Origin of the sequence: Arthrobacter sp. NPDC058288, assembly GCF_042880995.1 — a bacterium.
Lineage (GTDB): Bacteria > Actinomycetota > Actinomycetes > Actinomycetales > Micrococcaceae > Arthrobacter.
In genome coordinates this window covers 105,926-117,678 of the sequence record NZ_JBHVYH010000005.1, presented here as the reverse complement: position 1 = coordinate 117,678, position 11,753 = coordinate 105,926, and the positions used below count along the sequence as shown (strand labels likewise).

Annotated in this window: 7 protein-coding genes; 5 read left to right on the top strand and 2 right to left on the bottom strand. The window is 65.2% G+C overall.

Going from position 1 to position 11,753, the window contains the following annotated elements:
• Positions 1 to 43: 43 nt before the first annotated feature.
• Complete coding sequence (locus ACFVWT_RS14640) at positions 44 to 811, top strand: hypothetical protein (protein WP_390248950.1); 768 nt, start codon at positions 44 to 46, stop codon at positions 809 to 811.
• Between the two features lie 2 nt (positions 812 to 813).
• On the opposite strand, the gene ACFVWT_RS14635 is transcribed toward ACFVWT_RS14640, so the two are convergent.
• Positions 814 to 1,995, bottom strand: coding sequence for a chitinase (locus ACFVWT_RS14635; RefSeq protein WP_390248948.1), 1,182 nt, complete (start codon positions 1,993 to 1,995; stop codon positions 814 to 816).
• Positions 1,996 to 2,587: 592 nt separating this feature from the next.
• Here ACFVWT_RS14635 and ACFVWT_RS14630 point away from each other — a divergent pair.
• The 3 genes from ACFVWT_RS14630 (at position 2,588) to ACFVWT_RS14620 (ending at position 7,437) form a co-directional block, all read left to right on the top strand.
• On the top strand, positions 2,588 to 4,036 hold the full coding sequence (locus ACFVWT_RS14630; RefSeq protein ID WP_390248946.1) for a polysaccharide deacetylase family protein: 1,449 nt from the start codon (positions 2,588 to 2,590) through the stop codon (positions 4,034 to 4,036).
• A 63-nt stretch (positions 4,037 to 4,099) separates the two neighbouring features.
• Positions 4,100 to 5,995: a polysaccharide deacetylase family protein gene (locus tag ACFVWT_RS14625; protein ID WP_390248944.1), complete on the top strand. Its 1,896-nt coding sequence runs from the start codon at positions 4,100 to 4,102 to the stop codon at positions 5,993 to 5,995.
• On the top strand, positions 5,992 to 7,437 hold the full coding sequence (locus ACFVWT_RS14620; protein WP_390248942.1) for a glycosyltransferase family 2 protein: 1,446 nt from the start codon (positions 5,992 to 5,994) through the stop codon (positions 7,435 to 7,437). Before ACFVWT_RS14625 ends, ACFVWT_RS14620 begins: the two co-directional genes overlap by 4 nt.
• A gap of 102 nt (positions 7,438 to 7,539) precedes the next feature.
• On the opposite strand, the gene ACFVWT_RS14615 is transcribed toward ACFVWT_RS14620, so the two are convergent.
• Positions 7,540 to 8,589 carry a hypothetical protein gene (locus ACFVWT_RS14615; protein ID WP_390248940.1) on the bottom strand — a complete coding sequence of 350 codons (1,050 nt, stop codon included), beginning with the start codon at positions 8,587 to 8,589 and terminating at the stop codon, positions 7,540 to 7,542.
• A gap of 401 nt (positions 8,590 to 8,990) precedes the next feature.
• On the opposite strand from ACFVWT_RS14615, the gene ACFVWT_RS14610 reads away from it, so the two are divergent.
• Positions 8,991 to 11,651, top strand: a complete 2,661-nt coding sequence (locus tag ACFVWT_RS14610; protein WP_390248938.1) for a LuxR C-terminal-related transcriptional regulator — start codon at positions 8,991 to 8,993, stop codon at positions 11,649 to 11,651.
• The last annotated feature ends 102 nt before the right edge of the window (positions 11,652 to 11,753 follow it).

Genomic DNA, 11,753 nt, shown 5'->3' with positions numbered 1-11,753 from the left:
TCTAATCCCCAGGTTTATAGTCCATTGATTCGGGGGCACTAGCGTGAAAAAACCAGGCTCCAAGCGCCGCCGCCGCATCCGCGGCCTTGCGGCGGCCCTACTGCTGCTGGCCATGGTTGCCACTGCCTGCACGCCACCGAAGCCGGAGGAGCGGTCCCAGGGCAAGTACCCATGGCACACCAACATCGTGGCCACCACCTTTTGGGTGGGCGAAGTCTTCGACCCTAAGGCCGCGGACGGCAGCCAGGTCTTCTCCACCTACGATTCGAAATGGATGGACAGCTACGGCGGCTGTGACGGCCGGCTTACCTCTGACGGGTGCCAGACCGAAGCGCGGTCAAGTGCCAATGGCTATGCACCCACCGTCATGAAAGCGAAGGAAAACCCCTTCTACCTTGACCTGCCATATGACGACATCAACAACCCTGCCGCCTTCCGTGAGCGGGCCACGGTGATTCCCTGGGCAAACGACGAAGGATACAAGGGCCAGGCCACCAACCGCTCCTTCAGCTACATGAAGAACCGCTGGGTCAAGATCCGCAGGGACGGCAAGGAATGCTACGGCCAGATCCAGGATGCGGGCCCCGGGGAGTACCAGGACAAGGAATACGTCTTCGGCTCCAACGACGCGAGGCCGCTCAACAAGAAGTTCAACGGCGCCGGAATGGATGTTTCCCCCGCCCTTAACGGCTGCCTCGGCTTCAGCACCCTCAACGGGGAAGCGGACAAAGTCGACTGGCAGTTCGTGGAACGGCAGGATGTTCCGCAGGGTCCTTGGCTCGACGTGGTGACAACCAGCCAGGTGAAGTAGAGTCAGCCCATCCTGCCCGGAAGCCCGGATCCCAGGACGTCGGAGAACCTGGAGTTTTCCTGGTCCACACCGCTGCAGGTAAAGCTGGCAGTTGCCACCGGCTCACCGGAAGGACAGGACGCGTCGCGGTTGAGCGACCACATGGACAGTCGTTGGATCTCCAGCTCCACCGCGTAGTCCTTCAGGTCCCGTGCCGCGTCCAATCCGAAGATCTCGCCCGGCAGGTCGTTGCGGCCGATCATGGGCGTGAGACCGATCTTCTTCCACAGCTGTTCGCGGCTGAGGTTGATTCCGGTGCGCTGGTAGACGATGCCCAGCTGGTCATGGGTGGCGGCCGCGGCACCCTTGGCGGCCTCCAGCATGCCTTGGGAACTGTTTCGGCTGGCGCCGTAGTTCATGGTCATGATGTTGACGCCTGCCAAGTCCACGCCTGCTTGGAGCATCTGTTCGACAGCGGCTATGCCGGCGTCGGTAAGTCCGCGGGGCGAGGCAGGAAGAGTCAGCCAGACAGCGAGCTCTTTGCCGGAGGAATTCCGGTCCCCCTGCAGGGCGGCAATAGCCTTGGCCCGGCGCTCACCGCCGGCCTGGTCCAGGAGATCCGCCCCCTCCAGGTCAAAGTCGATGAAGGCAGGCTCGTAGCGTTCAACGACGTCCCTGTACGCCGTCCGGAGCTTCCCTTCGTCCCGGCACGTGGTGGCCAGTTCATTGTTCCGGGCGCCGCCAAAGGACACGGCAGCGGAACCGCCGCGGGAGCGAAGATCGGAGATGCGCCTTTCCAACCCGAGGGCGGTGTTTGCCTCCTCGAGGCCGTAGCCGGCGCCCCAGCTGGCTTCACAGAGGTCCTGCGGGGAGGCAACAAGGAACGCCAGCACCACGTCCCTGGTGCCTGGTGTGGCGGCTTCCTCGAAAGCGTAGGGAGGCGAGACCGTAACGTCTACGTACCCGGCAAACCATGTGGCTTGCGCCGTTCCCGTTGCCAGCCCGGAGCGCCAGGCCCAAAAAAAGATGACGCTGGCAAGGATGGTGGCAACGGCAACGCCGGCCATTACGGGCGACGAGGGCCGACGCAGCTGAAACTGCGGACGGGTGCGGGGCCTGCGGGGAACCGGCTGCGGAAGGACACCCCGTGCCGGCTCCTTTTCGGCACTGGCGGCCGGATCCGAGCCGCGGTTGATGGCTGTCATCCGGTTGCCACGCCCCCCTCTGGTTTACTTAGACACCATTTCACCACGGCACGCCTGCTGGTGGCTCCTGTCCTCCGGCCAACGCGGGTGTCGTCGCGTAAGCAACGAGTACCGAACCAGGTACCGGGCGAGTGGCGCCGGGCCCACCCGGCCCACCCCGAAAAGAAAGACGGGTAGGCACCACTCGTGCCGCCGGGCTCCCCGCTTAATAGGCTGTGGATGTCGGATAGATACAGAGTTCCGGGGGAGAATCGGGTCTCACAATGGGAATGGACGCACCTTTGCGGGCGAAAGCACGCAACCATACCCCTGAACGGCGGTCCGCAACGGCCATGGCGGCAGGAACGCGCCGGCCAGAGCGACCTGCCGGTGACTTCTCGTCCTATTCTGCCGACACAGCTGCCGCGAGGCAGCCAGCCCTGGCGCACAGGCCCGGGGCCCATGAACGGGGGTCGGTGGCGAACAAGCCTTTGAGACCAAGGCTTCCCCCCAGTCGTCACCGACCCCTTCGAGGTGTCAATCAATGAAGCACTACGGCCTGGGGGGATCCTCTTGCGGCCGGGCGATACGGATGTAAGAGGGGATATCTGTCATGAGCCAGAGGCATGAACTGCCGGGGGAGCAGGGCGGTCCGCCCGGTTCCGGTCTGACACGCCAGCGGAAACGGACAACGCTCAGGGCGGTCTCGTGGCTGGCCGGGCTGGCACTCCTGACGGGATCCGCCGCCCTGGTGCCCAAGGCCGGCCCGGGACCGGCCCAGGATGCGCAGGGCCCCTTGAAGAATTTTGCGGCACCGGTGGACACGAGCCTGGCGCTGACCACCGTCACGCTGACGTTCGACGGTGGCAGGGCCAGCCAGCTGGCCGCCGCCCAGACCCTTCGAAGCCAGGGATTGCGGGGAACGTTCTTCGTCAACTCAGGCTTTATGGGGGCGAAGGACTACATGACGGTGGAGGATCTGCACGCGCTGGCCGCGGACGGCAACGAGATCGGCGGCCACACGGCAACCCTCGCGGATCTGACGGCCCTTGAACCTGCTGAAGCCACCCGACAGGTCTGCAATGACCGGACGAGCCTCACTGACTGGGGTTTCAAAGTCACATCCTTCGCGTACCCCTTTGCCGCCAAGTCGCCGGAAGCCGAGGCGATGGTGGCCGGCTGCGGGTACAACAGCGCGCGCAGCCAGGGAGATCTCCGCAACAAACTGGGGTGTGCCGCTTGCGCCGTGTCTGAAACTGTCCGGCCGGCCGACCCGTTCAGCACGCGGTCGACGCCGGAGATCGGTTCTGCGTGGACCCTCGCGGACCTTCAGCAGTCAGTGATGGACGCCGAAACCACCGGAGGGTGGCTGCAGCTGAGCTTCTTCGACATCGATGACAGCGGGAGTCCGCGGTCCGTCAGTCCTGCACTTTTTAACGACTTCGTCTCGTGGCTGGTGACCCGCACAGACGAGGGAACCACGGCCATCCGCACCGTTCACGATGTGATTGGTGGCGGCGCAAAACCCGCAGTTCCAGGACCAGTTGCTCCGCCTGCGCCGCCGGGCACCAACGCGCTCCGCAACCCGGGACTGGAAACAGCCGGAAAATACGGCCTACCCGAGTGCTGGCAGGTTTCCTCTTACGGCGAGAATTCACACGTCCTGAGCACGCTGACTCCCGGCCGCTCGGGCACTATAGCCCGGCGCCTGGACGTGACCGGCTATGCATCCGGGGACGCAAAGCTCCTGCCTGTCATGGACCTGGGGGCGTGCGCACCGAGCGTCGTCGCCGGCCACAGCTATACGCTGCGCGCGTGGTACAGCTCCACATCATCCACGCAGTTCGAGTTGTATTACCGCAACAAGGTTGGCACCTGGACCTATTGGACAGCCAGCCCATGGTTTCCCGCCAGCGCTGCCTACCGGCAGGCTGAGTGGACTACACCGCCGGTGCCGGCAGACGCCGTCGGCATCAGTTTTGGCTTGAATCTGTTCAGCGACGGGGAGCTGGCGACAGATGACTACGAGATGTTTGACACGGGGGCGCCGCCCGCCCCGTAGGCCCCCGCCCGTTGCCAGCGCAGAAGCTCCACGGGCTCGAAAATAAGAATCGAGTCGATTCCCATGAAGTTACAAACTTCCGGGCGTTTAGCATGGCAGATTGACCTTGGCCCCGCACTTAAGGGGATCAGGAGGCGGACGAGGACGGCCGTCACGGTCTTGGGCATTGTGGCCCTTGCCGTGACGGGCGTGGCTGCGCTGGCATTTCCGGCCCAGGCAGCGGCACCGACGGTTGTTTCGTTGACGTTCGACGACGGCAACGCCGACCAGATGACCGCGGCACAGATCATGAACAACGTTGGCATCGACGGCACGTTTTACATCACCTCAGGGGTCATCAACACCACGAACTACCTGACTGTTGCCAACCTCCAGGGCCTTGCGGCGAACGGCCATGAGATCGCCGGCCACACCGTAACCCATCCGGACCTTGTGACATTGCCTTCGGATGAAGCCACCCGCCAGGTGTGCAACGACCGGGTCAACCTGACCAACTGGGGTTTTGCCGTCACGAGCTTTGCCTATCCGTTTGCGTCATCGAACGCTGCAGTCGAGGGCATCGTGAAAAACTGCGGTTACAACAGCGGGCGCGGACTCGGTGACATCCAGACCCGTTTCAGTTGTGCCGGATGCCCCCTGGCAGAGACCATTCCGCCCGCCAACGCCTACAACACCAGGGCGCCGGACCAGGTAGATAACACGTGGTCGCTGGCCGACCTGCAGAGGTCCGTGACACAGGCGGAGTCGGTGGGCGGCTGGATCCAGCTGACCTTCCACCACATCGCGGCGTCCAGTGCGGATCCGCTCAACGTTACGCCCACCGTCTTCCAGCAGTTCGCTACCTGGCTGAAGGGCAGGCCGGCCACCACCACGGTGAAAACGGTGAACCAGGTCATTGGCGGAACCGTCAAGCCAGCCGTCTCTGGCCCGGCTGTTCCGCCGCAGCCCACGAGCGGGAACCTGGTGAAAAATCCGGGCCTTGAAACCATGGTCAACGGTGTGCCGCAGTGCTGGCAGGCGGGCGGTTACGGGACGAACACCCGCACGTTAACGACGGTCAGCCCCGGCCGGACCGGGTCCGTGGCAGGCCGCGTGGTGGTCTCGGGTTATGTCGACGGCGATGCCAAATGGCTGCAGTCGCTGGACCTTGGCGGATGCTCGCCGACAGCTACGCCCGGACACACCTACGCCCTCGGCGCCTGGTACAAGTCAACCGCCAACACCCAGTTCGCCCTGTACTACCGGACCGGTCTCGGCTCCTGGGTCTACTGGACTTCGAGTCCGTGGTTCGGGCCTGCCACGACCTTCCAAAGGGCCAGCTGGACAACCCCCGCGTTGCCTTCGGGGGCCAGTGGCATCAGCTTCGGGCTCAACCTCTTCAGTAACGGAACGTTGATTACGGACGACTACGAAATGACCGACACCGCGTCGTCCACACCTCCGCCACCGCCGCCGGCCGCCGGCACGAACCTGGTGCAGAACGCCAGCCTTGAAACAGCAGGCACCGGTTCCGCGCCACAATGCTGGCAAACGGCAGGTTACGGCTCCAATACGGCGTCCTTTAGTACCGTCTCAACCGCCCGGACCGGGACGAAGGCCGAACGGCTGGTGATGAGTAACTACGTCAACGGTGACGCGAAACTCCTCCAGACGCTGGACTCCGGTTCGTGCGCACCGCCGGCGGTCGCCGGCCACACATATTCGCTCCGCGCCTGGTACACCTCGACGACGGTGACCCAGTTCGCTGTCTACTACCGGAACTCCGCCGGGGCCTGGGTCTACTGGACATCAAGTCCCTGGTTCGCTGCCGTCGGTTCCTACACGCAGGCCAGCTTCACCACCCCCGCGTTGCCCTCCGGCGCAACCGCGATCAGCTTCGGGCTGAACCTCTTCAGGAATGGCACGCTCGTCACGGATGACTATGCCATGTACGACACGATTGGAGCGCCGTCGCTGTGATAGCCGTATACATCGTCCTTGTCCTTGGAATCAGCACGATCTTCTGGTCGTTCGTGGGTTTGGTGCGCCTGGCCAACGAGCAGTACACCCGGCGGATCACCCTGGGGCCGCCACTGAGCGGGCGCATGTTCCGGCTCCTGCAGCGCTGGCCGCTGGCCAACCGGCTCGGCACCGGAGTCCATGGCGCCCACACCCTGCCGGCGCCGCGGGCACACCGGGGGCAGATCCAGCGGGAGCATGGCCGCCACCGCGCCAGGGACCCGAGGATCCTGCCCGCAAATGTCGCGGTGCTTATTGCTGCCCACAACGAAGCCCTGGTCATCCGGGAAACCATCCGGGCCGCCTCGGCCCTGGTGCCGCTCCGGAACATCCATGTGATCTCGGACATGTCCACGGACGACACCTCCGCGATTGCCCGCGCGGCCGGGGTCAAAGTGCTGGACCTCGAACCGAACCGGGGGAAGGCCGGCGCGCTGGCCGCCGGAATCGCGTATTTTGAGCTGTGCCGGAAGTTCAAAGTAGTGATGCTGCTTGACGCGGACACCCGGCCTACCCCGGATTACCTGGAAACCGGTCTGCCGCTCTTCCTTGACCACTCTGTGGTGGCGGTGGCCGGCAGGGCAAAGTCCATCATGACGCCCCCGGCCCCCACTGCGCTGGGACGGTTCCTGGTGGCCTACCGGGAACGGCTGTATATCGTGGTGCAGCTGCTGCTCAAGTACGGCCAGGCGGCCAGGGGCGCCAACGTTGTCTCGATCGTGCCGGGCTTTGCCAGCATGTACCGGACAAGTGCCCTCGCCAAAATCAAGGTCCTGGCGCCGGGCCTGGTCATTGAAGACTTCAATATGACCTTCGAGATCCATGCCAAGAAATTGGGGCGGATAGCGTTCCATCCTTCAGCCGCCGTGGCGTACACCCAGGATCCGGACAACCTGCAGGACTACACCAGGCAGGTCCGGCGTTGGATCCTCGGCTTTTGGCAGACGGTCCGGCGGCACCGCCTGCAGGCCGGAAAGTTCTGGTTCGTGCTGGTCTTCTACATCATCGAGCTCGTGATCAGCTGCATGTTCTTCGTCTTGTTGATTCCGGTCTTCCTGCTCTCGCTGGTGGCGTCCATGCAGCTCCAGGCTTTCGGCGACAATGGCGAATCGTTCCTCTACCTGTCAGGGCTCATGCGCCCGCAGGACGTCCTCCTGGGTGTCCTCATCCCTGACTTCCTGCTCACCGTGATAGCGGCGCTGGCCCTGCGACGTCCGGGCATCCTGCTGATGGCACCGTTCTTCCCGCTCATGCGCATCCTCGACTCCGTCATCTGCCTGATGGTGCTGCCCCGGGCCTTCTCTGCGGCCTCATCGGGCGTATGGGTCAGTCCGGTGCGGCGCATCCAGGGCGAAAGCCTCGAGCTGGAAGAGGCTACGGCGGGTGCCGGGATCACCCGATAGCGCAGAAACGCCCCTCCCGCAGGACACTGTGGTCCGGCGGAAGGGGCGATTCTGCGTACAGGGTTCCTGATCAGGCTTCCTGCCTACACATACGTGCTGCTGTTACGAGCTGACACCCGAGGTGGTTTCGACGTTCAGCCACGGTCCGGCAGGAACATCTGCGCGGTCAACAAACCTCCACGAGACGTGATCGCCGCTGCCGTCCAGTTCGGCGAAGCCGAGGCAGCCGTTCAGCGCGGGGGAGACATCCATTCCTGCGCCCTGAGTGCCGTCGGCGGAGAAATCGGTGTTTGCCGGCCGGGCGTCGGCCGCACCGAAGACGTAGTTCGCGTCGTGGTATTCGGAACCACTGGACGGACCGGCATCCTCGATCTGTCCGTAGCAGACGTTGCCGTTGGGCCCGGTCATCTGGACCCACCGGTTCTTCATATACGAATAGCTGCCGTCCGCGCAGTGGTTGACACCCGTGGCGGCGTTGTCCGCGGCAGCCCACGGGATGACCTGGCAGCGCTGCTGGAACGCGACGGTGTCGTTAACGTCGTCGTAAGGCAGGTCAAGATAGAACGGGTTCTCCAGCGGCGCGGGCTGGTTCTTGGGGAAATACCCGTTGGAGGCATCGCGTGCTTCCGTGGCGCAGGTGAACGAGCTTCCCGAGCCGGAGCTGACGCCGTCGCAACCGCCGTAGATGCTGCCGGGGCAACCGGAGGCGGAGGCGGGGGTAGTGCCCGCATTGATGCCGGTGTGTTTGAAAGCCCACTGGCCGTTGTACGTCGAGCAGACCTGGGAACCGTCAGCGAGGTTAGCATTGAAGATTTCGCCTACCCAGAAAGTGGTGCTCACAACGTTGGTGTGCAGCGGGTACTTGGTGGCAGCCGGGGCGGCCGCGGGCTCAGCTGCGGTTACGGCCAACGGTGCGGGAGCTGCCACAGCAGGTTCAGGTGCGGAAACCGCGGCGGGCGCAGGTTTCTCGGCGGGGGCCGCGGCCGGCGTCGAACTGGGTGACGGGGATGCCTTCGGCGTTACCTGCGCGGCTTCTGCGCTGGCTGACGAGGGACTGGGGGAGGCCGACGGGCCGGGCGCCGGTTGGGCGGCACAGCCTGCGGTCAATACTCCGAGAAGGAGGATCAACACAGCCATGATGGGCGTGGTCATGTGTTTCATTTTTTGGGATACATATCTGTTGGGGACATTAACAGGGATGGCGGGTACCCAATGAGGGCACGCCAAGCACGGGTCATGACCGCCAGATTGGCGCGGCAGTGGCCGCGCCCAGAATCGATGCTGATTGTGAAATCAGCGGAGCCGCTTACTCCCCAGAAGCAGCCAGCGGGACCGTCAAGAGACCCGTAGAGACCGTTAATACGCGCTCCACTTTACACGTAAGCCTGTGAGTAGCCTGAACGGGCCTGAGAGCATGGGCCCGTCATTTTCGAGTAGTCACTACTCACGCCAGCGCGGGCAGTAGCTAGGTAGCGTAGGAGTTGCTAATGCCGGCAGATGGTTGGGGGGCGGTCCGGAACTTCACGCTCCGCGGCTAAGGAATCGACGCAACCATGGACGTTAGGGCAGGGAATCCATCGTTCCCCCCGGTCATTCGGGTGGCCGAACTACGGGCCGTCACCAACGCGCTCTCCGCTTCAGAGAGTTCGGGCGTCATCGTTACCGGCGCTGCCGGTTCGGGCCGGACCAGGCTGCTTGGCGCCGCGGCGGAGGAGCTCTCCGGACGGCTCACCGTCATTGTCCACAGCGTTCCGCAGTCCTGCCGCCGGATGAAGTTCGGCATCGGCAGTGTGCTGGCGCCGGCGTTGCCTGTGAATTCCAAGGTGTCGCCCCTGAACATCGTCCGGGCCTGCCGTGATGCGCTCCGCAGCCAGGATCCCGGCGCAAACGGGATCCTGGTGGTCCTGGACAACGTGGACCACCTCGACGGAACGTCCCTCTGGGTCCTCAACCAGCTCCTCGCAGAACCGGACATCAGGATGTTGGCAAGCCACCGTTCGGACCGGCAGCTGCAGATGGAGCTGATGGAATCGGTGGTGGCCCGGCAGCTGTCCATTGTGGAACTGGAGGATCTGACACAGGACCAGGTCCGCACTTTCCTCGAGCACCGGCTCCCGGGCCGGCCCGGTCGCAGCCTGGTGCGCGACATCCACGCCGCATCGCGCGCCAATGCGCTAACGGCCAGCTGGCTGGTCGACGCAGCGTTGGCGGACGGCCGGATTGTGGAGCGCAGCGGCAGCTGTGCCATGGTCCGCCCGCCGGACCGGTCGGAAGGACGTCAATTCGACCTTGCCCGGCGGCGGATCGAGGCGCTTCCAGCGGAACAGCGCCAGGTGGTTGACTTCCTGGCGGCCGCGGATCCTGCTCCGCTTTCCGTACTCGCCCGGGCCGTGCCGCCGGCCGCCCTGGCCGCGTTGGAACTTGGCGACTTCATCCGGCTCCAAATCAGGGTCGACGGCGGGGCCGACGTCACGCTGAATCACGAGGTCGAGGCCAATGCTGCCAGGCAATATCCGGGCGGGGCCGGGCCGCTGGACCTGGGGCCGGAAGCAGACCTGCACGGCAGGGGGCCGGCTGTCTCCCGGCGAGCGGCGGAGGAACCATTGTGGGACCTCTTCCGGCGGGTGGAAACCGCGCTGGATGCGGGGACAGTTGTCCCGGACCTGGACCTCCTGGCTGTGGCCGCCGCCGCAAACAACCTTTACGACAGCGACCGCGCACTGAAGGCGGCCGAATCGATCAAGGCACCGGAACTCCAGCTCATGGCGCAAACGGAGGCCGCCCGGGCACTGTTCCATTCCCACGAGTACGGCCGGAGCGCTGCGGTTCTTAGAGGCGTTGTGGAGACCACGCCGGCCGTGCTGAGCATGGAGTTCGCCCGGGCAGTGGGCCTGCTTCTGCAGGCGCTCATGCCGACGAATCCGGGCCGGGACGCACTTCAGTCCGTACTGGACGGAGCAAGGCGCCGCCTGGCCATGGCGGCTACTGCGTCCGGCGGTGATACGGCCGCCGACACCTACCAGAACGCCGTGCAGGATGAGCTGGATGTCCTGCAGCTTTACCTGGAGTCACGGGAGGGACACTGGCCCAGCCCGGGTGGCGAGCTCTTCCACCGGCTTTGCCCTCCCGGTTTCTGCGACGGCGGCCAGTCCGGTCGCGATGATGCGCCGGATACCCATGCAGGCATCCTGCTCCTGGCGCTGGCCTCACAGGGGCTGTCCGTGCGGGGGAAGTCCGCTGATGCCCTCGCTCTTTCCACCCGGGCGCTTAGCGCTGTGGAACGGCTGCCGCGATGCAGCGTCGATTTCCACTCGACAGTGCTCACCATCCATGCGTCCAACCTCGCCCGCCTGGGCCAGGGGCACGACGCCGGCAGTGCGGACAAACGGTCCGGCCGCAACAAATGGATGAGCTACCCGGGCGGCCCGCTGCAGCTTTTCCGGGCCATGATGTTCTGCCGGCAGGCGGCCGGGCGTGCAGCTGAGCAAGCGTACGGCGGCACGGACGCCGGAACAGCAGGTGATCCTGATGACCTGCTGGCACTCACCGTCGGCGCGCAGGCCACTGCGGAGTGGCTGACCTGGGACCTGGCGCAACTGCCCGGCGCCGGGGGCACCCCGGCAGACGGGCGGGCAGGGGACAACCGGGCAGCGGACGGCGACCTCGCGGCGAGGCTGGCTGAAACCTACGCATCGGTGGCGCGTCCGGCCGTGACCGGCGCCGCCGGTCCGCCGCTGAGGGCGCCCCGGAAGCCAGCCCTGGCAACGGGTGGGGGCAGGAGCCGCCGGGCGCGCGAATTGTTGAACCTCGGAGCTGCGGGCAGGCCCGACGGAACGGCATTTGAACAAACGACCGACGGGCCGCCGGAGTGGCGGTGGTCGAGTGATGGGAACAGCGGGCAGGGGCCCGGCGAAACACTGGACTGGCTGTCGGAAGATACGGGCTCCGAACCGGGGAGAAGGGGCAGCGCGGGCCGGCGCGCTCCTTCGGGCAGGAACGGGCAGGCCGCTGATGCCGCCAAGCTGTCGCAAAGGGAGCGCGAAGTTGCGGTACTTGTGGTCACCGGCATGGGGAGCGCACGCGTAGCGGCGGAACTCGGGATTGCAGTGAACACGGTCAACGCGCATCTGCAGCGCATTTACGGCAAGCTGGGGGTTTCCCGGCGCCAGGAGCTTGCTGAACTCTGGAACAGCCTGGACGGCGCCGGCCGGTGACGGCCGGGCGGAACCGGGGCCGGGCAATAGTGGGACAATTGAGGAGTAGCACCGCGGACGCAAGCGGTGTGCCTGCCCGTGGCGGCGAGCCGTCGGCAGGTT

What these genes read in the sequence shown, in the direction of transcription:
- ACFVWT_RS14615 (WP_390248940.1), bottom strand. Translation starts at nt 8,589, where the DNA reads ATGACCACGCCCATCATGGCTGTGTTGATCCTCCTTCTCGGAGTATTG.
- ACFVWT_RS14635 (WP_390248948.1), bottom strand. Translation starts at nt 1,995, where the DNA reads ATGACAGCCATCAACCGCGGCTCGGATCCGGCCGCCAGTGCCGAAAAG.
- ACFVWT_RS14630 (WP_390248946.1), top strand. Translation starts at nt 2,588, where the DNA reads ATGAGCCAGAGGCATGAACTGCCGGGGGAGCAGGGCGGTCCGCCCGGT.
- ACFVWT_RS14610 (WP_390248938.1), top strand. Translation starts at nt 8,991, where the DNA reads ATGGACGTTAGGGCAGGGAATCCATCGTTCCCCCCGGTCATTCGGGTG.
- ACFVWT_RS14625 (WP_390248944.1), top strand. Translation starts at nt 4,100, where the DNA reads ATGAAGTTACAAACTTCCGGGCGTTTAGCATGGCAGATTGACCTTGGC.